We start from the raw sequence: 26,110 nt of genomic DNA on the forward strand, positions 1-26,110 counted from the left end.
GCCGCGGATTCCTACAGAGATTTTGCTATGCGCCTACTCCTTGTCGAAGATGACCGCGCCCTTGGCCAAGGAATTCGCGTGGCCTTGGGCGCCGAGGGCTACACCCTGGATTGGCTGCAGGATGGCGTTGCGGCGCTGCATGCGGTGCGTACGGAGAGCTTCGATTTACTGCTGCTCGACCTCGGCCTGCCCCGTCTCGACGGCCTCGACCTGTTGCAACAACTGCGCGCCGAGCAACATGATCTTCCGGTACTGATCCTCACCGCCCGCGACGGCACCGCCGAGCGCATCGCCGGACTAGATGCTGGCGCCGACGACTACTTGGTCAAACCCTTTGACGTCGAAGAGCTCAAGGCCCGCGTGCGCGCCCTCTTGCGCCGCAGCCAAGGCCGCGCGCAACCGATGCTCGAACACGCCGGCGCCAGCCTCGACCCCACCACCCAGCAGGTGCGTTACCTGAATGAGGACATCATCGTCACGCCCATGGAATACCAGTTGCTGCACCAACTGATGGTGCGCCCTGGCAAAGTGGTAACCCGCGAGCGCCTGTCCCGCGCGCTGTATGGTTGGCAGGACCGCGTAGAGAGCAACACCTTGGAAGTATTGATCCACAATCTGCGTAAAAAGTTATCTACCGAGCTGATCCGCACTGTGCGCGGCGTTGGTTATGTGCTGGTGCTCAAGCCATGATCTCCGTACGCGCGCGCATCCTCGTGCCAGTGCTGGTGTTGATCCTGCTCGGCGACGCCCTGATCAGTTGGCTGGTGCTGCGCGACAGTCACCACGAAATCGAAGACGTCTACGACGCCCAACTCGCCCAAAGCGCGCGCCTGCTGCAAGGCGTACTGCGCCAGCGTGACCCCGGCGAGGCGGATTGGGACCGTTTGTACCAGGCGTTTGATCAGGCCATGAGCCGGGTGGGCGAAGAGGGCGTGGCTCATCCCTATGAAACCCGCCTGACGTTCCAGGTGTGGCGCAGCGACGGCCAGCTACTCGTTCGCTCGGCCGAAGCGCCGGTGCTGGCCGCACCGCCCGCGACCCTTGGCTCGCACGACATCATGGAAAACGGCAACGACTGGTGCGCCTTCCTTCTCGCCGACCCGCAACAGGGCCTGCTGATTTGGGTGGGCGAGCGTGACGACATCCGCCAAGACGTGATCAAACGCATCATGCGCCACACCCTCTGGCCGACCCTGATCGGTGTGCCGCTACTGACAGTGTTGATCTGGCTGTGCATCGGTTGGGGCCTCAAACCCCTGCGGGTCATGGCACTGTCGATTCGCGGGCGCAACTCCGACACCTTGCAACCGCTGCACCTCAAACCCCTGCCCACCGACCTAGAACCCATGCAAACCGCGCTCAACCGGCTGTTGGTGCAGGTGGACGAGCTGTTGGAGCGCGAACGCCGGTTCATCGCCGACGCCGCCCACGAACTGCGCACCCCCCTGGCGATCCTGCGTATCCATGCGCAAAACGCCCAAAGCGCGGAGACCTCGGAGCAACGACGCGAGGCGTTGGAATTTCTAGTAAGCGGTGTCGACCGCGCCACCCGCATCGCCAGCCAGTTGCTGACCATGGCGCGTATCGAGCCGCAATTGAATAACCCTGTGCGCAGCCGCGTGCAACTTACCGAATTGGTACGGGAAGAATTGGCCGAATTAACGCCACTGGCCATGGAAAAAGGCGTGGAACTGGTGCTCGAAGGGGACGAGGAGTGCTGGGTAGAAACCGAGCCGGTAGCGTTAGCTATTGCACTGCAAAACTTGGTGACCAATGCCCTCAACTTTTCTTCCTCAGGGAGAGAAGTCACTGTAGTGGTGCACAAGGACGAGGAAGGTAGGGTCTGCTTGAGGGTTGAAGACGCCGGACCGGGAATAGAGGAAGGAGAACTGCCAAGACTGTTTGAGCGATTTTATAGCCGAGGCAACGCCAATGGCGCGGGCCTTGGATTAGCCATCGTACAGATGGTGACTCGTAAAATTGGCGCTAGCTTACACATCCATAACCTAGCCAGCGGTGGCGTCTGTGCAGAACTCAGTCTCAACCAGACCAATAGCACCCTATAACGCCCTCTCACATCCGAGCAACACTCTGAGCAATCGAGCAGTAGGGGGCGATGCCATTGCTATCTGCCTTGAAGTCTGGCGCCGATCATGACACTCAGAGGCGTCACCATATCGATGTACTGAAAGTGCGGCCTGGCCGAAGATACCCCGCTAACCACCGAGATTTCTCACTTAATCATTACTCATTTTTGAGTTAACTTAAGACTGAATTCCAGATAATGTTTAGCGCACGCTAAGCGTAAACCTTTAATTACGGTGGTCTCCTTGAGTTTTTTCAAGATAACTATTCGGCCGGCTTGAGATATTTTTCTATATGCCTACGTTTACCCACCACGACCTTGAGCTTCTCAATCCATCCTTTGACTCGGACCTTGTCGATGTACTGAGCGAGCTTGAGCATTTGCGTCGTCTAAGACTTGAAGGCGATACGCCACCGCAGGTGTTCTACCAACTCAAGTCGCTTTTCCATGCGCTGGAAAGCCTCGGCTCTGCACGCATAGAGGGCAACCACACGACTTTGGCGGACTACATAGATAGCAAGGTAGAAGGTCAGGCCCAGGACACTGATCAGTTGCGCGAAGTTGCCAATATTGAAAAGGCAATGGATTATGTTGAACAAATCATGACGCCGGGCGCAGCACTTACTGAGCAGACGATTCGAGAGCTGCACGCAATGACCGTAAACGATTTGGTTCGCGAAGGCGACAAAACGCCAGGGGCCTATCGCAACGGGGGCGTCAGCATATCCCAATCTGATCACCTACCACCCGATTTCATCCAAGTTCAGGCTTATATGCAGGAACTTGTCGAATTCGTTAATCACGAAGACTCCCCGAAATATGACCTCATGAAGGTCGCACTTGCTCACCATAGATTTGGATGGATACATCCATTCGGCAATGGTAATGGTCGCGTGGTCAGGCTGCTGACCTATGCACTCCTAATGAAATATGGTTTCAACGTCAGCACGGGAGGCCGCGTCCTAAATCCTACGGCCATTTTTTGTAATGACCGTGAGCGCTATTACGCAATGCTAGCCACCGCCGACAAAGGAACGAAGGAAGGACTTGAGAAGTGGTGTACCTATGTGCTGGAAGGCATTCGTGCTGAGCTTGAGAAAGTCGATCGCCTCACGGACTACGCATATCTGACCAAATGCATACTCGTCCCTGCTGTGGCCTTCGCACGGGAGCGAGAATGGATCACTGAGAAGGAAGAGGCAGTGCTGTCGGCCGCTATAAAATTGAAGGTCGTAAAATCTGCTGATGTAGCAGCCGTACTCCCTCAGCAGTCGAGCAATCAACGGACTTACCTGATCAAAAAACTGGTAGGCCAAGGAATGCTCCTACCGCTAAGTGCAGGCGCGAGGCAATACACAATCGGGTTTTCTAATAATTATCTAATTCGAGGTGTCATCAAGTCACTCAGGGAGGAAGGGTTCATACCTGAACCGCTGGAAAAACCATGAGCATCGAATTAAAGAAACAGTGAGCGAAAATAGCCCCTCCCTATACCACTTGAGGCTGGAGCAACTTGATGACCACTGCCCGATCCGTGGTGGTGCTGGCGCCGAGAATGATATGAACGCCTCAGATGGCGTTACCGTTCGCAGGGGAAAGATCAACGAATCTCCACGGCTTTTTCAGACAGCGTGAAACGAGCCAAAAAAGCAGGCACCCTCACCCGCTCAAGGCAGAGACCTTATTGCCCGCACCACCGCATCGGCTATGGTCTTGGTAATAAGCTGGCGTTGGACTTTATCCATCGTGGGGCTCAGCCATGTCGGCAGGCTGTTCAGCAGAGGCAAAATGGCCGCAAGTGCGCCTTCGCGTAAGGGGCCACCAGGTTGTTGGCTTAGCTGGCTGACCAAGCCCACGATCTCTGACTCATAGGCAAACCTCAGACGCTCGATGCGTGCCTCTATTGGCGCGCTTAGACAATTGACGTCCATGACCGCCAATTTGAAATGCCCCGCCATGTTTTCATGCAAATGAAGATGGCATTCGATCAATTGGGCCAAGCGTTGCTCAGGCGTCATTCGTCGTTTCTTGATCAGATGAACCTGAGACAACAGCGCCTGATACAGCTCGCTCAGTAACTCGAACAGCAACGCCTCTTTGCTCTCTACGTGGTGGTAAATGGCCCCCGGACTTATTCCGATATAGGCGGCCAACTCGCGCATGCTGACTTGGCTAAAACTGCGCTCCCTGAATAACTCCAAGGCTTTGTTCTGGACGTCTGCTCGGCTTAGCACAAACAATTCCTCGTAGTGCGCGTGCTCACAAACCCTCGTATCCACGCCGCAGTTGTCTGTCTGGAGCGCTTATTGTTATGCATTTTTGGGGGCAAACAATGGCAAAACGACTCAATTGCGCTGATCGTTTTGGCCACTGCTCACATTAAAACGACGGTAGTGCCCCGGACTTTTCCCCGTCCACTTGCGAAAAGCTTTGTGGAAAGAGCTGACGTCTTCAAAGCCTAAATATTCAGCGATGGCTTCCAGTGTCATGCGCGGATCGTTCATCGCGGTGATCGCCAGTTCTTTGCGTACACCGTCCTTGAGCGTCTGGTAGCTTTGCCCTTCCTCGGCCAAGCGCCGACGCAACGTTGAAACCGATGTGTTAAAACGCCCTGCCAAGCCTTCGACCGGCGGCCACTGCGCTGCCGGGGACTCGCGCAAAGCCTGCCGAATACGCCGTCCCAATCCGTCTGGCGCACGGTATCTCACCAAGATATTGGCCGGCGCCCTGGCAAGAAATCTCTGCAATTCTTTGGGGGTCCTGCGAATGGGATAATCCAGGCATTGCGCTGCAAACATCAGGCGCGTTGTAGGGCATTCAAATTGCAGATTACGCGTGAACATCACGTGGTAATCCTCAATGAAAGCAGGCGGGGAACAACGTGACTCGACCGCTAAAATCGGAATACGACGACCGACCAACCAGCAAGCCACGCCATGCACGATCATCCAGTAGGTGAAATAGGCAAAGGCGCGCTTGGGCGTCGTGTGTTGCTCACGCAGGGCTATTTCGATGTGCGTGGGGTGGCGAACCAAATGCGCGTCAAACCCTTGGAGCATTAACGAGAGAAATCCCAGCGCCGTTTCCAACCCTTCGCCAAGCGTGGGTTGAACAAAGCTGGCCTCACATAGAAACGCGAAGCTGCCTCGGCGCAGTGGGCGCGGGTCCATGCCGAAGAACTCATCATCAAGACGATCAGACGCTGTGCGCCATAGGTTGGCATAGGATTGAGTGGATACCCGAGCCGTGTCATCGCTCAGGCATGCGGGGTCAATACCGGCCTCTCTAAGCAGCATGTCAGGGTCTAACTGACATTCACGCAGCGCTTCACGAACCAGTTGAATGGCGATGCTGTCTTTCATGTGCCTAGCCGTCCATCATATCGACCGCTTGCTGGGTGGCCTTGCTGGTACGGGTGGCCAGTTTGCGGACCTCATCTGCAACCACTGCAAACCCCCGCCCAGCCTCGCCCGCTCGGGCTGCCTCAATAGCGGCATTTAAAGCCAAGAGATTGGTCTGGCTGGCTATGCCCTGAATGGTGGCGACAATGTGCGTTAGCTTGCTGAGTGTTTCCTGCATCACGCGGTGCTGGTGTTCCTGAGCTTCGCGCATCACGCTTTCTTCATGGTTGGCATGAATGTCGGTGATGGCGCCCACCACGCGTTGCGGAGAGCCGTCATCGGCACGCCGCGTCTGGCCCCGGCCGCGAAACCAGCGGTAAAGACCATTTTTGTGCTTAAGCCGATACTCAACATCAAACGGGGTTTTTCCGCTTCGGTCGTCGACGTGTGCGACAAAAGCACCAATTGCTCGTGCGCTGTCCTCGGGATGCAAGCGTGAGGTCCAGCTTTCCAGGGTGTTGGGAAACTCCTCGGCAGTGGTATACCCCAGCAGCCTGCGCATTTGCGAAGACCACCAGATGGTATTTTTGGGGTTCGCCGGGTCACCGGCAACGACCTCTATGTCCCACAGCCCGTCATGGAGCATTTCTCGGGAAATCTCGAAGCGCATCGCCGCCAATTCGAGTTCTTCATCGCGCAGGTGCTGCTCATGAATATCCCGCAGGCTTCCGCCCATGGCCACAGGTACGCCGTGAGGGTCTCGGCACGATTCACCGCAGACCCTGTACCAGCGATAGTGACCGTCTGATGCCAGACTCATTCGCACATCGAGCGCAAAGGGGGTGCGCCCGCTGCGATCCGCCAGGTGCTGGGTAAGGGCATCTAAATGACGTTGACGGTCAGCAGGATGTAGCCGCTCGCCCCAACGGCCGAGCCGGTCAATGCCTTGGGCCTGAGGTGACTCACGCCCCGACCACGCCAGCACAGATTCCAGCGCAAGCGGAGGGGGGGCGCCCAGTTCCAACTCCCAAAATAGCTCGCCGCAACCTTGGGTGATGAGCGCCCAGCGTGACGCCCACTGTTGCACAACAGCGTCACGCTCAGCGAGACGTTCGCGCAACTCGGCCACTTCCAAGGTCAGCGCCTGCGCTTGCTCTTTCAGTAGTCTGCGCTCGTGCAACACGTGCTCCGCGCCTGTCAGGATGCGTCGCAACAAAGGATTTTTCGACGACAATGGCGCGCCCACAAAGTCAGGCTGCTCCAGCGTGTCAGCAAGCGGCATCAGTATCCATCGGGTGGTTCGGTTGAAAAAGAGCATGTAACACCTCGCTCAGATGGGCTCAACCGACAATGACTGCATGGGTCGCGTCGACAACGCAGCACAGTCAAAGGCCGCTGCTCCCGGCAGCGCCAACCAGGCCAGCGGCCCAGCGGCTATTTCATCGGTGCTCAGCAAGCAAGCGTCGAGCTCGCGCTGTAATAGGTCGGTATCGAGCCCCTGACCGATAAAGACCAACTCCTGCCGGCAATCGCCGACAGTGCTGTCCCACTGGGCCATGATGCCTTGCAACCGATATTTGTCCTGTGGCCATTGCGACGGGTCGATGAAGTTCCACCAATGGCCGACATAATCCCACTGAAATCGCTTGCCGCTTTGCGCCAACAGGCCTGTTTCCAGGTGCCGACTGGCGAGCCAAAAGTAGCCTTTGCTGCGCAATAGCCAACCGTTGCACCAAGGCCGCTCGAGAAAATCAAGAAAACGCTGCGGGTGTAAAGGCGCTCGTTCACGGTAAACCCACGACGTCACACCATAGGTGTCCGACTCAGAGACCGGTGTATCGCTAGCCTCCATTTTTCTCATCCAGCCGGGGGATGACGCAAGGCTGGGTAAATCAAACAAATGGGTGCCCAAGATGCTGGATAACTCAACATTACCCTGAGTCATCGGGAGGATTCGTGCAGTCGGGTTAAGGCCCGCGATAATCGCACACAGCGCCTGGTAATCAGCCTCACCGATCAGGTCACGTTTGTTGACGAGAACAACGTTGGCATATTCCACCTGTTCAATCAGAAGGTCCGTCAGAGGGCGCTGTACACCCTCCTCATCGTCGCGCGCCACGGTCTCATGCGACCCCAGCAACGCCTGAAAAGAGCTGCCATCGACCACTGTCACCAATGTATCAAGCCGCGCCAACTCGCTGAGGCTGAAGCCCTCCGCGTCAAGGAAGGCGAATGTCTCTGCGACCGGCATTGGCTCGGAGATTCCGGTGGACTCTATGAGCAAGTAATCGAAACGCTGCTGACGTGCCAGCTCACTGATGTGCTCCAACAAATCAGCGCGGAGTGTGCAGCAGATACAGCCATTACTCATCTCGATCAACTCGTCGCGACCGCGGTGCAACGACACTTCGCGCTGCACGTGCTCGGCATCGATGTTGACCTCACTCATATCATTGACGATGACCGCTACTTTCAATCCTTCGCGATTGCGCAGGATATGGTTCAGCAGTGTTGTTTTACCGGCGCCGAGGAAGCCAGACAGCACGGTCACCGGCAGTCTGCCCGCCACGGCGCCGTCAATCATGCGCTCACCACTTGCGAGCGGTCAGCCTTGTCCAGGTAACTTTCAAACAGGTCGACCACCACGAACCCGTCATCTGCCGCATCACCCCAAAGGTCTTTCACACGAAACTCGACGTGGTACGAAGGTTGGTGGGCAGCCGTCAAATCACCATGGCCAATCGCATCAGGGAAAGGCCAGAGGTGCGTGGTGCGGTGTTGAATCACGCCTTCTTTGCCCCGGACATAAGCCGGTACGCGTATGTGGCCCGCCACATACTCATCTCGAACGACAACGCGGTCACCCACTTCAAAGGGCGCTCGACCGGTGATCGCCGGACGGCCTGAAGCATGCGCGGGGTTCGCCAGCTTGAAGTGAGAGCCTAACGCTTCATCAAGCTCTGCTTGGGTAATCACGCCTTTTTCTACCATCAATGTGGCGGTCGCAATGACGTAGCGCTCGTAATACTCCGTGCCGACATGTTGACGAACGTCCAGACGTTCGACGGCATGACGCACCTCATCCACGCTGAACAACTTCATGTGGTCGGCACCGATGAACATCAAGCTGTAGGCCAGATGCTCCCAGTCCTGCTTGAAGACTTGCTTGTAGCTCAAGCTGTTAATGGTATGGGGTACTTTTCCAAAGCCTTGGAAACCACCGAGATCGTGAAAGCCATCCATAATCAAAACTCCGGGAATTGAACGATGATGAGTTGTTTTTCTCAGCCAACACGCGGCAGGGCTACGCCGATCAGCACGTCTTTAGTCACTAACTTCTGAAGCGCCTCTTCGCTCATGTTTTCTGAGCCTTGAGGCCTTACGGGTAGCACTAGGTAACGGCTTTCAGCGCTGGTGTCCCACACCTTAACGACCACGTCGCTCGGTAGTTCAGTCCCCAGTTCACGCAAAACAGTGCGCCCCTCCCGGACCAGACGCGCACGAAACTCAAAGCCTTTGTACCACTCAGGTGGCAGGCCCAGCACAGGCCAGTTGGTGCAGGAGCAGAGGCTGCAGACAATGACATTCTTCAGGTCCGGCGTATCTTCCAGAGCGACGACGTATTCACCCTGCGGGCCGGTGTATCCGAACTGAGCGCACGCAGCTGTTGCGTCCTTGAGCAAGAGCGCCCGGAACTGCGGATCAACCCAAGCCTTTGCGACCACTCGAGCGCCGTTTTCCGGGCTCCAGTCGTGCTCCATCAGTTGAGTGATCTGCTCGATATAACCTTCTGGAATGAGGTCTTTATTCTTAAGGACTGCAAATAACGCCCTTGCCCTCTCACCCGGTGTAGACGTGGTCGCGGTGGAAACAGGTGTGCTCATGGGGTAACTCCTTATCAGTCAGCGCGGTTATGAAGCTGCATGTTTTCTTATTGGTCTTCAGGACGTCGGAGTGCCTGTAAAAAGGCTTAAAGCGTGCGCCATTCGACAGAGGCTTCAAACGCCGCTGCCGCTTGGTAAATCGTTCCTTCTGCGTAGTGCTTAGCGACCAGCATCAGCCCAACCGGCAAGCCGTCTATCAGACCGCATGGGATCGACATTGCGGGGTGCCCCGTGATGTCTTGCGGAGCGGTGTTGCCGATCATCTCCAGCGCACGGGCCACGTACTCAGTGATCGAGCACCCTGCAGGTGGGTGCGGCTGCGCAAGGATTGGCGTGGTCGGCATGACCAGCAGGTCATAGGTTCGCAACGCTTTGTCATAGCCCTGACGGGCAAAGCGGGAAAGGTTTTGCGCTTTGGCGTAATAACGACCGTTGTACTGTTTGAGACCGTATTGACCGACGAACATGCACAGTTTCAGCGACGCCGATAATTGATCGGCCTGATCGCGCCAGCCGGCTTGTTTGTCCAGCAGGCCAACGTCGTAAAGACCTTTCCAGTTAAAGCCTGAGCCGTTGCCGTGCATCATTTGCATGGTCAACCCTTCGCAACCGATGGGGTGCCACAGCGATCCTGCCAGGTTATGTTCGGGAATGGACACCGGCTCGACATGAGCACCCAATGCCTCAAGACGGGCGATGGCTGCATGCACTTTTTCAGCGACGCGAGGGTCCTGATTCGCGAGTTCGAACCCCTCTTGCAGCACGCCGATTCTGAGTCCCTTAACCCCCGCCCCCAAATAGCTGCAATAGTCGTCGACATGAGGCGCAGCCTGACGCGGATCGAGTCCGTCAGAGCCCGCCATGGCTTGCAACATCAGCGCGTTGTCGAGCACGTTAGCGGTAATGGGCCCGACATGATCAATCGTGGCTTCAATGGCCATGATGCCGGTATAAGGCACCAAACCATGGGTGGGTTTCATGCCGTAGGTACCGCAAAACGATGACGGAATTCTGATTGACCCGCCTTGGTCGCCACCTACGGCGATGTCCACCTCACCCGCGGCAACCAGTGCCGCACTGCCCGATGAAGATCCCCCTGCGGCATAACCGTGACGATGAGGGTTGTGTACAGGCGCTGGATCAGAGGTGTGGCTGCCACCAGACAAGCAGTAATGCTCACAGGTGGCCTTGCCCAGGATGATCGCCCCTGCGTCCAGCAAACGCGTTACCACGGTCGCGTCGAACCCAGGAATAAAACCTTCCAACGTCGATGCGCCATTCATCATCGGCACGCCTGCCAACGATATGTTGTCTTTGAGCGCTACCGTTTTTCCGGCCAACAAGCCCTCACCTGCCCCCTTCACCTCAGCCCTGTAATACCAAGCGTTTAGTGGGTTTTCTGTGCTCGAGGGGCGATAGACCGAACTGCGCTCATAGCGAATGGGCGGAACAAAGTCCGGCAGTTCGTCGACCAGATCGTACGCATCAAAACTTGCTTGCATCAGTTCCAGATAAACCGCTGCCTGTTCTTGGGTCAGCGAGATGTTCAATTGACTTGCGATGTCCTGAAGCTGATCAAGTGTGGGGCGAATAATGGCCATGTCTTTCCTTAGTTTCATCGATGATCAAAGGGAGGCTCGGGGCGGTGCTCAACCGCTTTCCGAGCCTTCGGGATCAAATCAATCCGGGTGTCTTAGGAGAACAAATTAGGCATGTTTTGCCGTATTTGCTTGGTTGAGCAGGACACACATTTGGCTGAAAAAGACAGCGTTGTCAGAACACTTTCAAGACCCGTAAATTCAGGCGCGCGCCTTCTTTGAAACCTTGGTCAACCTGGATATCCCTGCCGAGCTGCGCCTGTATCTGCAGTGTCGGATCGACGAAGTGAGTCACGGTAAAGCGCCCATAAGAGGTGGATACACCGTCGTGCTGGTCAACGCCATCCACGGTAGTGGCAGCGCCCGTGACGTAGCCGCCACCCACGGCAAATGTGGTGCTTGGCGTCCATTGGTAGCGAACGGCAGCCTGATACTCGTACCGCGTCCCTTCTTCAAGTTTGGCGCTCGTCGCACCGAAGTCTTTATTAGCCGAGACCCAGGACGCATCGGCGACGGTGTCCAGCGCCCACTTTTCTGAAAAATGGTGGATGTAAGCCGCTTGTAACGTCGCACGCCAGCGGTTTTCACCCAGGTTCAACGCGTCATTTTTGTTGTAACTACCAATGGGGATGGACAGATAGGGCGCCAGCGCAAAAACGTCTTTGTTGGCCGTGGGCAACGTCCACTTCAAGGGAGCCGCGATGATCGGATCGCCAAAGCCGTGCGTATCACCCAGCGCACCGACATCACCTGAAGCATTCATATAGCCAAACGGCAGCAATAGCTGCGGCTCCCACGAGAGGTTCTCCGCGAGGCCTATCGCGTGGATATAACGCAGGATCCCCACGTCTGAGCTGAGTTTGGCGTTATCAGAGACTTTATGACCGTTCTGATAAAGATCGGAGCGCTCGGCATGTTGGTAGTAAAACAATAGAGCATTGGCACCCGCGGGCAGCGGCTCGAAATCACCCGGTGATACCTCAATGGCTTGGCAGTTGATAAACGGCAGCATGCCTAGAACAAAGACGATTCGATTCAACTTCATGATCAAATTCCTGACAAAAAAAGGCCCAACCCCATGCGCTAGAGATAGGGGCCAAAAAAGAAGAGGCGTCAGGTGTCGCAGCGCAAGAAAGACCCGCGCTCTGCGGCACGAATGGGTCAGTACTGAGTGTTAGGTCTGCGCGACAACGGCATCACGCAACATGCCGGTCTGGGGATGACAGTTGATGTACTCGAACACTTGGCTCTTGGCGTCCGAGACAGACACCTCGTGGTACAAGCGCAATTTCACCAGCCCCGCCGCCACACGAAAAAAGGTGACGAAAATGCGTAGGTGGGTGGGATGGGATTCTGCCCAACGCTCCAACTTTTCGACCGAACGCCAGTGACCGATGTTGTAACTCATGTCGAGGAAATTGCCGTCCAGGTCGATGTTGCGCACAAACCGGTTGCTGTAGCAGCCCAAGGGCGCGCCGTTGTCGCGCAGGAAATCCATACCGTCCTGCAACGTCGGCAGAATTTCATTCAGGTACAGCGAGCGCTCGTCAGCCTCGGCGTCAGCCCAATCTTGGCCGGAGCGAATCAGCGCGATGTTGTCATGGCCCATAACCACCACACGCCCCCCTTTAGCTGGGTCTCCGGCCACTACCTTCAGTTCCCCCGAGGGGCTCATCCAGTCTGTCTGTGACACAGGAAAGCGATCTCGCATCGACCCCCAGTAGCCGTGCTCCTCGATCTCGCCACTGGTCTTATCCATGATCGCGCCAACACCCGGTAACTGGTCTTGGAACGCGTATAAGGTTTCGAATTGTTCGGCACGCGGGGCGGTGATTTCTCGAAAATAACCCAGGCCGTCGTTCAGACGCTCCGGCGACGTCCACCACTCATTCACCTCGGGTGAGCGCAACCAGCGGCAATAGGTCGCCGCGTCTTTCCAGTAGCCAACGATCATCAGGTTGTCGTAACCACTGTTGTCTGTGTGATGCGTTAAATCATGCGTCTGCGGCCCGTCTGGCACGCTGAAACGGCTGACAATGCCCCGCATGGCTTGCAGGGCATCCTCACGTTGCGCGTCACCACGAAACTGCACGCCCAAGTAAGCCATCACCACTTGTTTCAATTGTTCGTCGGCGCGACCGACCCACATCGGGAAAGGTGGCTGGTAATCTTCTGGCACACGGCGCGACAGCGTCCGTGGGCATTTAAGGTGTGTGTCGATCGCAGATTCCATGAAAGGCTCCTCATTTTTTTTATGTTTATGCGTACGCTCACGTCAACGTGCATCACCAGCCTTTCGGACCCGTAGCGCCTGAGCGCACCACTCGATCAGCCAATAAACAAACTCTTCAGGTGCCAAGTCGCGCATTCGAAGCGACCAGGAAGCGTCAGACAATTGCTGCTGTTCTTGAAGGTGCATGGAATGCCTCATCAGCGCCGAAGGCTAGAAATGCCGTGAGGTGAAAGTTAGGCAGGCGCTGACAACATCGCTTGGTTCGCAAGGACAATCGCTTGGTTGGAAAAGACAGCAGCTAACACCCGGCTTGCTGATGAACCGTGTTGGTGCGCCCTAGAGGCATGTGCGGTGTTTACGCACTGAAACGTACACACCACTGGCTGAATGGGGCATCCATAAGGCGTGCTACCCAACCGCAGGCTGGCCCCTATGTGGGTGGGCATCGTGATCAGCACCCCACACTTGCAGTGGCGTGCTTATTGCTTGTTTAAGGCCACGTAACAGTGCCCCGCTGTCTCAAGTAGTTGCATTAAGGTGAGTGCCATGGCGCAGCCCAACCAATATTCCACCCTTGCTGTTTCGCAACCTCGTCGCTTTGATTATTGGAAAGAAGTGGTGTGTCGTCATTGCTTGACGGCAGACAGCAAACCCTCGTCGCAGAGCAATTTCGAGGGCACGCTTGAGGTCAAAGGCATAGGGTTGCTGGACGTCTCTACGCTGTCATCACCCCTGCACCATTGGGTGCGTACCGACCGGCATGTGCGCAGTGATTGCTCCGAAGATATATGGCTGGGTTTTACTCGAAATGGGTACGGCGAACTTGAACAACGGGAACGCAAGGCAACCCTAGGCGCCGGCAATTTGTTTCTTTATGACGCAACTCAGTCGTTTCGCTTCAGCCTAGGTGGTACCGAAAACCACTTGATCCGTATTCCTAGACAGTTGATCACCCAGCGGTTACCGCACATTTCGGAACTCACTGCGATGGTGCTGGATAACCGCCGCCCCGGCGTGATTCCCCTGCGCGAAATGGTGCACCAAGTAGCGAGCACTCCCACACTGTTTCAAAACGATGACATTTCCAGCCGTTACTCCAGCGCGATACTCGACATGCTGGTAATCAGTCTGGAGCTTCAAGACCTCAAGACCGCCCATCAAGAGTTGGATCTTTATGGTCGGATCATGAACTACATCCAACGCCACTTGGCCGAGCCAGAACTGTCGATCGAGTTGATAGCCCAAGCCCACCACGTGTCCACCCGAACGGTGACCCGCGCATTCGCCCGGCATCAAAAATCCCCGGTCGCAGAGATCTGGAAAGAACGCCTGAACGCCAGCCGGGCCGCAATCGAGTGCGGCCAGGTACGCAGCGTTTCGCAAGCGGCGCTTGATTTCGGTTTTTCCGATTTCTCACACTTCAGCCATGCCTTTCGCAAGGCTTTTGGCATAGCGCCGCACACACTCTTGCCCCGCAACTCTGCGTAACATCACGGGGTTATTCACTACAACTCGCCCTCAATCATTCTGGAAACCGTTAGGTGCAGGCGCTTCAACAAGGCTTCAACTGCGCGGGCAGATTCAGGATTCAAGGGCTCATGCAGCAGAGAAATTTCACACACGCTGCACGCTGCTGCTAAATCTTGTGCGCCAACAGTCGCCAACGATCCATTGATTCGATGCAGGTAGCTGACCAACTGTGTCGTATTAGACGCAAGCAAAGACCGCTCGGCTTGCTCTAGGTCTTCTTGCATCGTCGTGACAAACAGCCGATGCATGGCCGGTGAAAGCGTAATCCATCCCTCCAGATCATCAGGGGTAACATCGGGTACCTCGGCCTTCATCTGCGGCGCAGTCACCGGCACGGATTGCAGGCAATAGGCGGACAAGGTCTGACGCAATGTGGTCAGGCTCAAAGGCTTGACTAGCCACGCGGTCATTCCGACTGCGAGACAATGCTCGCCTTCTTCGCGCAGCGCATTGGCGGTCACACCAATGATGGGGATATGTGGATCACGCTCACGCAGACGCCGGGTGAGTTCGTAACCATCCACCTTGGGCATATTGACGTCGGTGATCACCAGATCAAATTCGCTTTCGGCCCAGCGCAACAGCGCTTGTTCACCGTCCTCGGCGAGCGTAACCCGAACACCCAATGCCTGAAGTTGCTCTTTGAGAATTTCACGGTTGACCGGGTTGTCCTCCGCCACCAATACGCTCAGGCCCATGTTAAAAACAGGTTGCGCAACGCTGGAGGTGAACTCAGGTGCAGCCCCACGCGCCACCTGCATAAGGGTTCTGGCAATGGCTCGGATGTCATACGAATTGACTTCCCACCCTCGCGCTGTCCGTTGCGGCTGGTTGCTGGCGGTGTGAATCGCCAGGACACATTCCCCAGGCCATTCCTGTGCGAGCGAGAGGTCGGGATCAACGTCTAATAAAATCGCCGTAGGGTCTTCAATCCCCATGACTGGGAATAGCTGCGCGCGTGCGCCCCAACCGCTTAGCCAGTCAATCAGGCTATCGGCAACATCCTTGAGCGAGGCGCGCACATACACGCTGACCCCTTGAAGATTAATGTCTGAACTATTGGCCAACGACCCCGCAACAATAGGCAGGCGTATGTGCAGCGAAAAGCTACTGCCCAATCCAGGCTCGCTGACCACTCGCAAGTGAGCGCCCATCATTTCGCTGAGTCGGGCGCAGATTGATAAACCTAACCCCGCCCCCCCTGCACGCTCGCTCCCGGCGATTTGGGAAAAAGGCTTAAACAGGTGAGACAGTTGGTGCTCGCTGATCCCGGCACCCGTGTCGGAAACCTGCCACTGCAGCGACACCTGATTATTTTCGATGCCTGTGACTCTTAATCTGAGCACGACACGCCCGAAGTCTGTGAACTTGATTGCGTTGCTCAGCAAGTTGTTGATGATCTGCCGGATCCGTACGGCATCCCCGTATAGGCGAGGCGGCAGAGAAGCATCAGCACAGATGAATACTTTCAGGCCTTTATTCCCAGCCGCAGCCGCATAGCTGCGCGCAGCGTCTTCAAACACATCCAGAGGGTTAAAGGTGTTGAGTTCGAGCGCCATTTGCCCGGATTCGATTTTGGACACATCCAGCACATCGCTGATGAGCTGAAACAGCAACGCCGATGAACGCTGAATCGTGTGCAGATAATCTTGCTGCCGCTCACTGAGTTCAGTGAGTTCTAACAATTCCAGATTGCCCAGCACCCCATACAAGGGCGTGCGAATTTCATGGCTCATGGTTGCCAGAAACATCGTCTTGGCTTTACTGGCCTCATCTGCCAAGTGACGTGCCTGCTCCATCATGTTGGCGTCGTCGACATGCTGGGTGATGTCGTTGAAGCCGCAAAGCGCTACGTCATTGCCCTTGTAGCGTGTATAGGCAAAGCTGACCTGAAGGTAGCGACCCGCGACCTCAAGCCGAACCTCCCCTGGCTCACGCTTGGCATAATCACGCTTGAGCACTGCAATCAGTTCAGGCGTGCCTTGCCATTGCTGAGCCCGCTTATTCTCCAGCAACACGGCACTGGTGCCACGCTGTACTACGCATAAACCCACCGGAGCGCTGTCGAGAATGACCCGATTAAACTCTTCACTCTCGGCCAACGACTGGCTGGAGCGTTGAGCGGGCTCGATGATCTGCAAGCGATACCAACGGTTAACGCGCCAGCCCATGAATATAAACAGCAAGATCAAACCCACAGCACCCAACAGTGGCCATATAGCGTAACCAAAGAACTTCTGGTAACTGATGACATAGGAGCCGATCCAGGGATCAGCGCCACCCGAACTCAATTTAAAATGCAAACCGTTTGGCTCAAAACTCAACCCCAATGGCAAAGCTTGAATACCCTTCTCATCCCCGAGCAGCACCTCACCAGCAGGTGAAATCAAGGTCAAGCTGCTGTTGATCGGGCGCATCAGCAAACGCTCAAGATCGTTGATATCACTGACGTCCAGCAATGCAGTGAGCACCACAGGATCGTCATCTTCAGGTGCGGGCAAAAAACGATGTGAGAGATCGATTTCAACCGCTCCCATAATGTACTTGCGTTTCTGGATAAGTCCGCCAGGTGCCCTCATCCATTGCACTTGATTATTCTCAAGCGCTTGGCGCCGACTCATCAGTTGGTCATAGAGCCGCTTAGAGACATCAAAAAAATTATAGTTTTGCAGCAGTGGAAACTTCCGCGCGCCATCAATGCCAGGCACCGCAATGGTGAACTGATCGGTGGGCGAAAAAATAAATACCTGAGGCCCTGCGTAAGGCGAGGCTGACCAGTAGGCCGCATACAGATCCGTCAGTTGAACGCTGAACGAATACACGCCGGCCATTTCACCGCTGGTAAACGTGTCTCGCTGGCTGACCGTGAAGGGCAATGATTTGGCTGTATCGCTGTTCTGAAAGAGCCGTTCCCCACCTTGTCGCATTAACTCGGTGTGTGATTGCGGCTTGCTGTCCGTTAACAAATCATCACTTTGCTGGTTGTAGCTATGCGCTGCATCGCGCATGAACGCTTCATGTTCATGAATGCTTTCCATGAGCCGCGCAAAGTGAAACGCGGTCTTTTCTTCCTCCTCCTTCAGCACTCTGTTGACCGCCCAGTAACTCATGCTCACCAACAGCAGAGCCAACCCGGTCAACAAAAACAGTAGCTTGTTGAGCCTCAGAGAACTCAGAGCCAATGCACCGAGGCGTACTTTTGCTTGCTTCATAAGAGAGCCTATCAGGGGCGTTACAGCCCAAAAATGTTAAGCGTTCTAAAACAGGAATCGTCTGATGGGTGTTGCACCGGCGTCATTGCATCCTATGCAACACCTGCTGCGGCAAGCCGTTAACAGGGGGGACTATTAAAAATGGCTATGACACATAACTTTTATAGAGGGTATCTCTCATGTTTCAAACAATCGGCAAATACACAGCGCTGTGCGGCTCAACCCTGCTGATCGCAATGGCAGCAGCAACGGCTCAAGCCGCTGACGGCCAAGTTGAGTTCACAGGTGTTATCAACGATAACGCTTGCACCATTAACAGTGACAGCGTGAAGAAATCGGTTGATATGGGTCAAGTTCGTATCGCCGACTTCGCTAACACCGTTGGCGCGACTGCCGGTGAAACTCCGTTCTCGATTTCTCTGGAAAACTGCAGCGGTTCGACGCTGAAAAATGCCTCGATTAAATTCAGCGGCCAACAATCCGCAACCGACGCGACCGTACTCGGTATGGTCGGCTCTAACCAGGTCAAAGGCCTCGGTATCCAAATTGCCGACGCACGTACTGGCGACAAATTGCCGTTGAACACTGCAAGTACCGATTACGTGTTGCGCCCTCAGTCCAACACCTTCGACTTCAAGGCCTCCTACGTACGTCTTGTAGCTGACACCAAAGGTACTGATGGCGCTGCTGATACCCGTGGTATCGGTACTGGTACCGTCAATGCGCTGGCTACTTTCGACGTTACTTACAAGTAACGCGTGTTTTTTAACGCAAGAGCCCGTGGTTTGACTCGGGCTCGAGCGTTGAACAGAGGACATTTAAATGCGTTTAAAAGTTGCAGCCTTTTTGGCTTTGGCAGCTAGTTTTTGGCTGCCGCAGGTCCAGGCGGGTGTCAATGTGGGCGCCACTCGGGTTATTTACCAAAGTAAGGAAAAAGAAGCCAATCTTGCACTCTCCAACTCAGGTGAAGATGGCGTGCCGTACCTGGTGCAGTCATGGGTCAGCCCGTATGAAAATCGGGATGCCAGTGCCGATGAATTTATCATCACTCCGCCCTTGTTCCGTCTAGACGCCAAAGGCCAGAACATCCTGCGCATCATCGCGACCAACGCACAAAACCTGCCAACCGATAAGGAAAGCCTGTTTTTGCTAAATGTTAAAGCGATCCCGGCCAAGAGCGACGAGCAAAACAGTCAGAACGTTTTGCAGATTGCACTCAAAACTACCATCAAACTGTTTTATCGCCCCGCAGGCTTAAAAGGTTCGCTTGAAGAGGCCGTGAAAAACCTGCAATGGCGCGCTGATGGCGGCAAATTGACCGTGCACAACCCATCGGGTTTTAACGTGGTCGTCAGTGACTTGCAGATTAACAACGCCGCCAGCAAAGGCCTGCCCGAAGTGATCAAGCCCGGCAGTACCGCCACCACGGCGATACCCCTGAAAAACAGTGACACGCTGGAACTCACCTACATCAACGAGTACGGCAGCACCGTTAAGTCAGCCCCCGTCACCCTTAATTGATCCCTGAATAATTAGTCTAATAGAAGGATTTCCTCATGCTGCGAGAGCGCATGTGCGCCTTCGCGCGCCGAGTAAAAAGCTGGAGCAGTGTTAGCCTGAGTGCTGTCGGTCTTACAGCGACCGCCGTGCATGCCGATTACAGCTTCGACTCCTCCTTTTTAGAAATTGGTGGCGGCAACGCCTCAGCCGAAGTGGCTGAACAAGTAAAGGCCATGAGCCAAGGCCAACTGCCCGGCATTTACCGTGTTGATCTGTCAGTGGATGACCGTCTGATCGAACAACGGGACATGAACTTTATTCGCGAAACAGCCAGCCAGGTATCGACCCCGAATGGCCTGTTCCCCTGCTTTAGCCTTCAGGCCCTGACGGAGCTGGGTATTGACCCGGCGCGCCTGAAAGACGCCGACATCAGTAGCGACAAATGCGTGTACTTCAACCGCGAGCTGACGGGCGTCACCTATGACTATGACTTCAATAAGCAGCACCTGAATCTGCAAGTACCGCAGGCATTTATTGGCGAGGTGCCCTTCGAGATCCGCCGTAAAAACTGGAGCGATGGCGAGCAGGTAGCGTTTGCCAACTACAACTTTTCCGGTAGCAACGTCGAAAACCAAACCGGCAACAGACAATCTCAGTTCGGCAGCGTACACAGCGGTTTTAACAGCGGAGCGTGGCGCTTTCGCAACTTTTCGACCTGGCAAAAAAGCAACAACGTCGACGGTCAATGGAAATCGGTAGACACCTACGTCCAGCGTGATCTGGGCAACATGATGGCCATTGCCACGCTCGGTGAAAGCGCTACCGACAGCGACTTGTTTGACACGATCTCCTACCGTGGCGCGAGCATTGCCTCTGATCTGGACATGCTGCCCGATGATGCACGCAACTTTGCCCCGGTTATTCGCGGTGTGGCCAACGGCCGCTCACTTGTCACGTTGCGCCAGCGCGGCTACGTCATCAGCGAACAGTGGGTGCCTTCCGGGCCGTTTGCCCTTAAAGGCCTGTACTCAACCTCAAGCAACGGTGATATCGAAGTGACCGTCGAGGGGCCTAATGGTGAGCGTCAGGTGTATACCCAGTCATTCTCGTCGGTGCCGTACATGCTGCGCGAAGGCCAGCAAAGTTACAGCGTGACCGCAGGCCAATATCGCCCTGCCGATGGAACCCTGAACACGCAAAAACCGAGTTTTGCTCAAGGCACATACCGCCGCGGGCTGACGGAAGGCACCACCCTGTTCGGCGGCAGCATCGTTAGTGATCAGTACAAGTCGGCACTCTTGGGTTTTGCCCATGACTTTGCCGGTTTCGGCGCCATTTCGCTGGACGTGACGCACGCCATCAGCGATGACATCGGCACTGACTCCAAAACGCTGTCGGGCCAGTCGTATCGCTTTCGCTATGCCAAGTCCATTGACCTTACGGATACCAGTTTCAGCCTGGTGGGCTACCGCTATTCAACCAGCGGTTACTACAGCTTTAACGAAGCCATCGATGCACGCGCCAATAACACGCTGACGCCTTACCTCGATGACACCTTGATCAGCAGCGGTGCTTTTTCGCCTTATTTAGGTGGCCACATGAAAAGCAGCTTTACCGCCAACGTCTCGCAACAGCTGGGTAGCTTGGGCGGTATGTATGCCAACCTGACCAAAACCGATTATTGGAACCGCAACCAAAGCAATACCTCTGTTCAAGTGGGTTACAGCTTCAGTGTCGGTCGCGCGTCGTACAACGTGGGGCTGGCACAGAACAGCGGCACTGGCGATGACATTCGCAGCGTGTCGCTGAGTGTCAGTATCCCGCTGGGCAACCCAGGAAGTTCTAGCCGTGTTGGCCTGAGTACGAACCAGGACTCGTCCGGCAATGCCAGCCGTAACGCCACCTTCAGTGGCTCTCAATTCCAGGACGATTCGCTGTCGTACACCGCAGGGATCAATCAACAGATCAGTGACGACGATCGTGTGCTCGGTGGCTCGCTGGCCGCCCGTTACAACGCCGCGAATGCCATTTGGCACGGGTCTTACAGCAGGGATCAAAACACCCGGCAGATGGACTACGGCGTAGAAGGTGGCGTCGTGGCCACGGGCGACGCCTTGATGTTTACCCAGCCTCTGGGCGAGACCAACATCATTGTTGCTACACCGGGCGCCGCCGATGTCGGCGTATTGACCAAAAGCGGGATCAAAACCAATGGCAGTGGCTACACGGTTATTCCTTACGCCCAGCCTTACCGAAAAAACAAGGTGTCACTGAACACAGACTCGTTATCTGACAACACCGACATCGCGAATCTGGTTCAGGAAGTCACACCTAATAGAGGTGCTTTTGTGATGGCCAATTTTGAAACCCATAACGGTCGTCGCCTGTTGATTAGCGTCAGTTCCAGCAATGGCAAACCGGCCCCTTTTGCAGCCGAATCTCAGCTTTTTGACCTGAATGGTGTCTTGCTGAGCACAGCCATGGTGGCAGACAAAGGTAGGGTTTTCATGACGGGTGTGCCAGATAAAGCGCGACTGCTAATCAACGTCAACGGTCAGCCGTGGTGCTCCAAAACGTTGGATCTGAGTGCCTATGACCTTTCAGAAACGGGCATCGGACAACTGCAAATCCGTTGCGATGCCAAGCTGGCAATGCCAGCAGATACTCAAGGTACTCCTGATGAATGATTCGACCGTTCAATCTCTGCGCCCACGCTGGGTAAAAGGCAGTTTGCTGCTGCTGACCATGTTCTTCATGTTCGCCAGCCAGCAAGCCTTTGCCTTGATTCAAAACAACCTTAGCTGCACGCAAACGGGCACCACCGGCACCATTGATCTGGGCGTTCTGACGCCTGGGCAAACGTTTACCGCCAATATGACCGCCAATTGCCGAGTCACTCGCTGGTACCCCTATGGTTCGTCGCTGCAACACACACAGTCCTACACCCAAGGCAGTGGCAACAAGCTTCAGGTATTCCATACCAATTCGGGCCAGATGGTGCCCGAACAGCCCATCGGCACCCCTAGCACCGTGTGCATGCCATCGAGCTGTGTTCAGCTTTTCGTGGGCGATACCTTTTCATACAACGTACAGCTAACGGGAACAGCCTATGTCACACCGGGTAATTACAGCATCCGCGTTTCGCTGACAGACACCTCTATCCGCGGTTATCAAGCCTATGGCGACTACCTCCAGACCGTGCTTATCAACTATTCGGTTGTCCAGCCCGCCTGCTCCTTGGGTACGCCTAAAACCATGAACCTGTCGTTCGGCACGCTCAGTAACAACGACTTTTCCTCTGCGCAGCAAGTGGCCAACGTCACGATGAACTGCTTCACGCCCGTTGCAGCCAACGTGACTCTGTCGCCCACCCAAGCGGCAATTAGCGGTAGCCCAGGCGTTTCGGCGACCACGTTGGCCGGGCTGTCCATGGCCGCGACCTGGGCTGATCTCGGCAATGCCGTCAACTTCAATGTTCGGCGTGTGTTCATTCTGAAAACAGGCGCTAACACCATCAGCTTGGGTTTTCGCCCGCAATTGAATACCAGTGTATTGCCGACAGGTAACTTCACCAGTCAATACACCCTCACCATCACCTACCCCTGATCAGGCCCAGGAGCTCAAGCATGAAATTAAGCGTATCACTGGCCGCAGCACTTATGGCTGGCCTGGCTTGCACAGCGGCCAATGCGGGCACAGACACCATCACCGTGAATGTCAGCGGCACGCTCACCCGGCCGCCTTGCACATTGACCAGCAGCAAAGCACTCACCGCTAACTTTGGCACGATGCGCGCTGACCAAGTTTCGACAGGACCGCTAATCAACATCCCAGTCACCCTGAGCTGTCCGGCCAACTCGGCACTGAGTATCAGCGTCAAAGCGTCCAGTGTGATTCAAGGATCAAACATTCAGGCGTATGCAGGCAAAGCCAACTTGGCGTACTTGATGTACTGGAGCAGCAACAACACACTCATCGACGTAACAGGCGCAAAACGTACTCTGACCAACCTGAGTGGAACGGTCGATTTGAGTATGAAGACCAAATTGATGACGCTGGGCACCGTTACCGAGGGTGCATTCAGTGCCTCTAGCGTCATCAGCATTGAGTATTTATAGCCGCTTCGCCAGCCAATCCGACCTCACCGCCAGCCATAGGAACAGACCATGAATAAACAACTGATAACCCTCGCACTGCTGGGCCTGTTCGCCTCCAACAAGGCACTCGCGGCCAGCGACAGCAGCACACTCACCGTCAAAGGCACGCTGATTCGCCCACCCTGCACACTGATCAGCAATAAAGTACTGACCGCGGACTTTGGTAGCCTGCGTTATGACCAGGTTGGCGCGGCTGCGCAAATCGACGTACCGGTAATCCTGAACTGCCCATCCAACTCAGCACTAAACATCAGCGTCACGGCCTCCTCAGCGCTGTCGGACACGGTAGCCTCTGCCGGCAGGACGAACTTGGGGTATTCACTGTTATGGAAAAGTGACAATTCGCTCATCAACATTAAGGGAACAAAGCGAAACGTGCCCAACCTCAATGGGGCGGTTGACCTGAGCATGAAAGCAAAACTTGTGGCTCAAGGCGCCTTGTCCGAAGGCGATTTCTCGGCCTCCGCCGTTATTAACCTCGACTACCTGTGAAATGAACATGTTCGCCAGAATGAGCCTATGGCTATCACTGTTGGCTGCCCTTTTTATGGGCTTTAGCGCAGCAAGCCGAGCAGCAGACGCCCCGTCGCTGGATATTAAGGGCACGCTGATCAAACCGCCCTGCACGGCCAGTTTCCCGGCCTCGCAGAGCGTGGAGATCCCCAAGGTAAACCTTAACTCGCTGCGGTCGGACATTACCGAATGGACCGATGTGGCCCTTGATTTTCAGTGCATCAAAGGCAGCCAGGTGCTCCTGAAGTTCAGTGCGGGCAACGGCGCCTTTGACAGTAATACTTTGCGCACGACCCTCGACAGTCTGGGCTTGAAAACACGCCTTACTGACATGACCAGCGTCGCCAAATTGCTAGACGTAAAGTTCGGCGAGTCGTTGAGCTTCCCTGTTACAGACACGTTGCTCAAACTTAAGCTGTCGGTGAGACCGGTGAAAACGGCTGATGAATTGCCCGCCATTGGCAGTTACAGATCAACATTATTGATGGAAATCATTTACCTGTAAGTCAGGCAAATAAATTGGCCTTGATGCACAGAATCAACAGCGCCTGATCGCTGTCGACACCCAATTTGCGCATGCCTGAAATTTTCAGGGTGCTGATGGTCTTAATACTACGGTTCAGACTCTGCGCCACTTCACTCACGCTCAGGCCTGAGGCGAACAAACGCAACACCTCAAATTCCTTGACTGACAGCTGACAGAGCCTTTGCGAAATCTCATCGGTGTCGGCGCTCGTATCACCGTCAAACGGGTCGAGTTGGTAATGACCTTCCCGATAAAACGCATCCAGCGCCACCAGAATTTGTTCCAGCCCAGCGTTCTTTGAAATCACCCCGCTGATGCCTAACTCATACAGCCAAGTCAAAATCTGCGGGTTGGAAATAACTGTAAGAATCAACACCCGCGGCTCGGGAAAATGCCGGCGCAAGTACTCCACCAAGCGGGTTCCGTCACCGTATTGCTCATCCCCCGGCATGTTGTAATCGGTAATGATGACGTCAGGACGCAGCTCAGAAACCCTACTGATCAATTCGGACGAATTCGTAGCTTCGCCGACCACTTTAAAACGCGCATCGCGCTCAATGATCTCGCGCACGCCCATCAACACAATCGGGTGATCGTCGGCCAATAAGACTCTCATTTGCGGCATGACGTATATAACTCCAGTCCTGAAACACAGATCGCTGTTAACAGCCACTAAGACCTTTATGACTCAAAGGGATCGGCCTTAATGCAGTAAGTGAGCAGCGCATGGTCGTTGAGCACTTCCAGTTTGTGCATGGCCGAGACCTTCTGGGTACTGACGGTTTTAACGCTGCGATTCAACAAGCGAGCAATCTCGCCGACACTTTTCCCAGCTACAAAAAGCCTTAATACCTCGACCTCGCGCGGCGAAAGATTGGAAAAGCGCTCATCAATGACCTTAGCGTTAGCCAGCACTGATGTTGGGTGAGCCATCAGGGTTTTATAAGGTCGGTCATTGGCCAAGGCATTCAGGGCTTTGCCGATTTCCTCATGGATGTGATTTTTGGCGATGACGCCCGCCACCCCCATTTCCAGCAAGCGCGAAATGATCAGTTGATTGCTGACCATCGTCAGCACCAGAATTTTCACTGCCGGAAAATGCTCAACGATGTGCTCAATCAACGGCAAACCATCGCCGTAGACTTCATCACCGGGCATGTTGAAATCGGTGATCACTACATCCGGTTGATGCAAGACCATCAGATGGACCAACTCCGACGAATTAAGCGCTTCGCCGACCAGTCCGAAGCGCTCATCACGCTGAATCACCTCCCGAAGGCCCAAAAGCACCACCGGATGATCATCGGCAATTACTGCCTTTAATTCGCACATTGCCTGGCTCCAAATTAATGACGCACTGCTATATACCGCTGAGTGGATTCAAAACTGGGTCAGTGCTCACCCAGCCAATCGAGCGAACACTGAACAAGGCTTGAACAGAAGTACACATCACGAACCTGAAGCACAGTAACGGCAATGACCATCAGCTTGGCCCGCGCTCCTAAAGCCAGCACAAAGCGATGACCGCGT

The 26,110-nt window shown here is 55.1% G+C and carries 24 protein-coding genes; 11 read left to right on the plus strand and 13 right to left on the minus strand.

Features of this window, described 5'->3' with window-relative positions; all coding sequences use genetic code 11:
* The first annotated feature begins 27 nt into the window (after positions 1 to 27).
* From B347_RS0106550 to B347_RS0106560, 3 genes are all read left to right on the plus strand, one after another.
* Entirely contained in the window at positions 28 to 690 is a 663-nt protein-coding gene (locus tag B347_RS0106550; protein ID WP_019408904.1) for a response regulator, read from the plus strand.
* Positions 687 to 2,066 (plus strand): sensor histidine kinase, encoded by a 1,380-nt coding sequence (locus B347_RS0106555; protein ID WP_019408905.1) that lies wholly within the window; start codon positions 687 to 689, stop codon positions 2,064 to 2,066. The genes B347_RS0106550 and B347_RS0106555 overlap by 4 nt, the downstream gene beginning before the upstream one ends.
* 313 nt (positions 2,067 to 2,379) lie before the next feature.
* The gene (locus B347_RS0106560) at positions 2,380 to 3,534 is read left to right on the plus strand and encodes a Fic family protein (RefSeq protein WP_019408906.1); all 1,155 of its coding nucleotides are present in this window, start codon (positions 2,380 to 2,382) and stop codon (positions 3,532 to 3,534) included.
* 219 nt (positions 3,535 to 3,753) lie between these two features.
* On the opposite strand, the gene B347_RS0106565 is transcribed toward B347_RS0106560, so the two are convergent.
* From B347_RS0106565 to B347_RS26660, 10 genes are all read right to left on the minus strand, one after another.
* Positions 3,754 to 4,320: a TetR/AcrR family transcriptional regulator gene (locus tag B347_RS0106565; protein WP_019408907.1), complete on the minus strand. Its 567-nt coding sequence runs from the start codon at positions 4,318 to 4,320 to the stop codon at positions 3,754 to 3,756.
* A gap of 111 nt (positions 4,321 to 4,431) precedes the next feature.
* Complete coding sequence (locus tag B347_RS0106570) at positions 4,432 to 5,448, minus strand: AraC family transcriptional regulator (RefSeq protein WP_019408908.1); 1,017 nt, start codon at positions 5,446 to 5,448, stop codon at positions 4,432 to 4,434.
* A gap of 4 nt (positions 5,449 to 5,452) precedes the next feature.
* Complete coding sequence (locus B347_RS27030) at positions 5,453 to 6,745, minus strand: methyl-accepting chemotaxis protein (protein WP_026014021.1); 1,293 nt, start codon at positions 6,743 to 6,745, stop codon at positions 5,453 to 5,455.
* Between the two features lie 12 nt (positions 6,746 to 6,757).
* On the minus strand, positions 6,758 to 8,011 hold the full coding sequence (locus tag B347_RS0106580; RefSeq protein WP_019408910.1) for a GTP-binding protein: 1,254 nt from the start codon (positions 8,009 to 8,011) through the stop codon (positions 6,758 to 6,760).
* Complete coding sequence (nthB, locus tag B347_RS0106585) at positions 8,008 to 8,670, minus strand: nitrile hydratase subunit beta (RefSeq protein ID WP_019408911.1); 663 nt, start codon at positions 8,668 to 8,670, stop codon at positions 8,008 to 8,010. The genes B347_RS0106580 and nthB overlap by 4 nt, the downstream gene beginning before the upstream one ends.
* Before the next feature lie 41 nt (positions 8,671 to 8,711).
* Complete coding sequence (gene nthA, locus B347_RS0106590) at positions 8,712 to 9,311, minus strand: nitrile hydratase subunit alpha (protein ID WP_019408912.1); 600 nt, start codon at positions 9,309 to 9,311, stop codon at positions 8,712 to 8,714.
* Positions 9,312 to 9,397: 86 nt separating this feature from the next.
* Entirely contained in the window at positions 9,398 to 10,912 is a 1,515-nt protein-coding gene (locus B347_RS0106595; protein ID WP_019408913.1) for an amidase, read from the minus strand.
* A gap of 172 nt (positions 10,913 to 11,084) precedes the next feature.
* Complete coding sequence (locus tag B347_RS0106600; RefSeq protein ID WP_019408914.1) at positions 11,085 to 11,954, minus strand: transporter; 870 nt, start codon at positions 11,952 to 11,954, stop codon at positions 11,085 to 11,087.
* Between the two features lie 129 nt (positions 11,955 to 12,083).
* The gene (locus tag B347_RS0106605; RefSeq protein ID WP_019408915.1) at positions 12,084 to 13,142 is read right to left on the minus strand and encodes a phenylacetaldoxime dehydratase family protein; all 1,059 of its coding nucleotides are present in this window, start codon (positions 13,140 to 13,142) and stop codon (positions 12,084 to 12,086) included.
* A 42-nt stretch (positions 13,143 to 13,184) separates the two neighbouring features.
* Entirely contained in the window at positions 13,185 to 13,328 is a 144-nt protein-coding gene (locus B347_RS26660) for a hypothetical protein (protein ID WP_019408916.1), read from the minus strand.
* A 360-nt stretch (positions 13,329 to 13,688) separates the two neighbouring features.
* Between B347_RS26660 and B347_RS0106615 the strand changes: the two genes are divergently transcribed.
* The gene (locus B347_RS0106615) at positions 13,689 to 14,630 is read left to right on the plus strand and encodes a helix-turn-helix domain-containing protein (RefSeq protein WP_019408917.1); all 942 of its coding nucleotides are present in this window, start codon (positions 13,689 to 13,691) and stop codon (positions 14,628 to 14,630) included.
* A gap of 17 nt (positions 14,631 to 14,647) precedes the next feature.
* Here the strand turns inward: B347_RS0106615 and B347_RS0106620 are convergent, their stop codons facing one another.
* Positions 14,648 to 17,884 carry a hybrid sensor histidine kinase/response regulator gene (locus B347_RS0106620; protein ID WP_019408918.1) on the minus strand — a complete coding sequence of 1,079 codons (3,237 nt, stop codon included), beginning with the start codon at positions 17,882 to 17,884 and terminating at the stop codon, positions 14,648 to 14,650.
* 179 nt (positions 17,885 to 18,063) lie between these two features.
* On the opposite strand from B347_RS0106620, the gene B347_RS0106625 reads away from it, so the two are divergent.
* The 7 genes from B347_RS0106625 to B347_RS0106655 all read left to right on the plus strand — a co-directional run bounded on the left by B347_RS0106625 (position 18,064) and on the right by B347_RS0106655 (position 24,559).
* A complete protein-coding gene (locus tag B347_RS0106625; RefSeq protein WP_019408919.1) occupies positions 18,064 to 18,639 on the plus strand; it encodes a fimbrial protein in 576 nt (191 codons plus the stop codon).
* Positions 18,640 to 18,706: 67 nt separating this feature from the next.
* Positions 18,707 to 19,405 (plus strand): fimbrial biogenesis chaperone, encoded by a 699-nt coding sequence (locus B347_RS0106630; RefSeq protein WP_019408920.1) that lies wholly within the window; start codon positions 18,707 to 18,709, stop codon positions 19,403 to 19,405.
* Positions 19,406 to 19,440: 35 nt separating this feature from the next.
* Complete coding sequence (locus B347_RS0106635) at positions 19,441 to 22,071, plus strand: fimbria/pilus outer membrane usher protein (RefSeq protein WP_019408921.1); 2,631 nt, start codon at positions 19,441 to 19,443, stop codon at positions 22,069 to 22,071.
* Entirely contained in the window at positions 22,064 to 22,990 is a 927-nt protein-coding gene (locus tag B347_RS0106640) for a hypothetical protein (RefSeq protein WP_019408922.1), read from the plus strand. Before B347_RS0106635 ends, B347_RS0106640 begins: the two co-directional genes overlap by 8 nt.
* A 20-nt stretch (positions 22,991 to 23,010) precedes the next feature.
* Positions 23,011 to 23,502, plus strand: coding sequence for a fimbrial protein (locus tag B347_RS0106645; RefSeq protein ID WP_019408923.1), 492 nt, complete (start codon positions 23,011 to 23,013; stop codon positions 23,500 to 23,502).
* Between the two features lie 48 nt (positions 23,503 to 23,550).
* On the plus strand, positions 23,551 to 24,033 hold the full coding sequence (locus B347_RS0106650) for a fimbrial protein (protein WP_019408924.1): 483 nt from the start codon (positions 23,551 to 23,553) through the stop codon (positions 24,031 to 24,033).
* A 19-nt stretch (positions 24,034 to 24,052) separates the two neighbouring features.
* A complete protein-coding gene (locus B347_RS0106655; protein ID WP_019408925.1) occupies positions 24,053 to 24,559 on the plus strand; it encodes a fimbrial protein in 507 nt (168 codons plus the stop codon).
* A 1-nt stretch (position 24,560) separates the two neighbouring features.
* Here the strand turns inward: B347_RS0106655 and B347_RS0106660 are convergent, their stop codons facing one another.
* Both B347_RS0106660 and B347_RS0106665 read right to left on the minus strand, forming a co-directional pair.
* Positions 24,561 to 25,205: a response regulator gene (locus B347_RS0106660; RefSeq protein ID WP_019408926.1), complete on the minus strand. Its 645-nt coding sequence runs from the start codon at positions 25,203 to 25,205 to the stop codon at positions 24,561 to 24,563.
* Positions 25,206 to 25,261: 56 nt separating this feature from the next.
* Positions 25,262 to 25,912 carry a response regulator gene (locus B347_RS0106665; RefSeq protein ID WP_019408927.1) on the minus strand — a complete coding sequence of 217 codons (651 nt, stop codon included), beginning with the start codon at positions 25,910 to 25,912 and terminating at the stop codon, positions 25,262 to 25,264.
* Positions 25,913 to 26,110 lie beyond the last annotated feature (198 nt).

The organism is Pseudomonas psychrophila HA-4 (assembly GCF_000282975.1).
Lineage (GTDB): Bacteria > Pseudomonadota > Gammaproteobacteria > Pseudomonadales > Pseudomonadaceae > Aquipseudomonas > Aquipseudomonas psychrophila_A.

Bases quoted from the DNA above. Each gene is read 5' to 3' on its own strand.
- B347_RS0106550 (WP_019408904.1), top strand. From the start codon at position 28: ATGCGCCTACTCCTTGTCGAAGATGACCGCGCCCTTGGCCAAGGAATT.
- B347_RS0106555 (WP_019408905.1), top strand. From the start codon at position 687: ATGATCTCCGTACGCGCGCGCATCCTCGTGCCAGTGCTGGTGTTGATC.
- B347_RS0106560 (WP_019408906.1), top strand. From the start codon at position 2,380: ATGCCTACGTTTACCCACCACGACCTTGAGCTTCTCAATCCATCCTTT.
- B347_RS0106570 (WP_019408908.1), bottom strand. From the start codon at position 5,448: ATGAAAGACAGCATCGCCATTCAACTGGTTCGTGAAGCGCTGCGTGAA.
- B347_RS27030 (WP_026014021.1), bottom strand. From the start codon at position 6,745: ATGCTCTTTTTCAACCGAACCACCCGATGGATACTGATGCCGCTTGCT.
- B347_RS0106580 (WP_019408910.1), bottom strand. From the start codon at position 8,011: ATGATTGACGGCGCCGTGGCGGGCAGACTGCCGGTGACCGTGCTGTCT.
- nthB (WP_019408911.1), bottom strand. From the start codon at position 8,670: ATGGATGGCTTTCACGATCTCGGTGGTTTCCAAGGCTTTGGAAAAGTA.
- nthA (WP_019408912.1), bottom strand. From the start codon at position 9,311: ATGAGCACACCTGTTTCCACCGCGACCACGTCTACACCGGGTGAGAGG.
- B347_RS0106595 (WP_019408913.1), bottom strand. From the start codon at position 10,912: ATGGCCATTATTCGCCCCACACTTGATCAGCTTCAGGACATCGCAAGT.
- B347_RS0106600 (WP_019408914.1), bottom strand. From the start codon at position 11,954: ATGAAGTTGAATCGAATCGTCTTTGTTCTAGGCATGCTGCCGTTTATC.
- B347_RS0106605 (WP_019408915.1), bottom strand. From the start codon at position 13,142: ATGGAATCTGCGATCGACACACACCTTAAATGCCCACGGACGCTGTCG.
- B347_RS26660 (WP_019408916.1), bottom strand. From the start codon at position 13,328: ATGCACCTTCAAGAACAGCAGCAATTGTCTGACGCTTCCTGGTCGCTT.
- B347_RS0106615 (WP_019408917.1), top strand. From the start codon at position 13,689: ATGGCGCAGCCCAACCAATATTCCACCCTTGCTGTTTCGCAACCTCGT.
- B347_RS0106620 (WP_019408918.1), bottom strand. From the start codon at position 17,884: ATGAAGCAAGCAAAAGTACGCCTCGGTGCATTGGCTCTGAGTTCTCTG.
- B347_RS0106625 (WP_019408919.1), top strand. From the start codon at position 18,064: ATGTTTCAAACAATCGGCAAATACACAGCGCTGTGCGGCTCAACCCTG.
- B347_RS0106630 (WP_019408920.1), top strand. From the start codon at position 18,707: ATGCGTTTAAAAGTTGCAGCCTTTTTGGCTTTGGCAGCTAGTTTTTGG.
- B347_RS0106635 (WP_019408921.1), top strand. From the start codon at position 19,441: ATGCTGCGAGAGCGCATGTGCGCCTTCGCGCGCCGAGTAAAAAGCTGG.
- B347_RS0106640 (WP_019408922.1), top strand. From the start codon at position 22,064: ATGAATGATTCGACCGTTCAATCTCTGCGCCCACGCTGGGTAAAAGGC.
- B347_RS0106645 (WP_019408923.1), top strand. From the start codon at position 23,011: ATGAAATTAAGCGTATCACTGGCCGCAGCACTTATGGCTGGCCTGGCT.
- B347_RS0106650 (WP_019408924.1), top strand. From the start codon at position 23,551: ATGAATAAACAACTGATAACCCTCGCACTGCTGGGCCTGTTCGCCTCC.
- B347_RS0106655 (WP_019408925.1), top strand. From the start codon at position 24,053: ATGAGCCTATGGCTATCACTGTTGGCTGCCCTTTTTATGGGCTTTAGC.
- B347_RS0106660 (WP_019408926.1), bottom strand. From the start codon at position 25,205: ATGCCGCAAATGAGAGTCTTATTGGCCGACGATCACCCGATTGTGTTG.
- B347_RS0106665 (WP_019408927.1), bottom strand. From the start codon at position 25,912: ATGTGCGAATTAAAGGCAGTAATTGCCGATGATCATCCGGTGGTGCTT.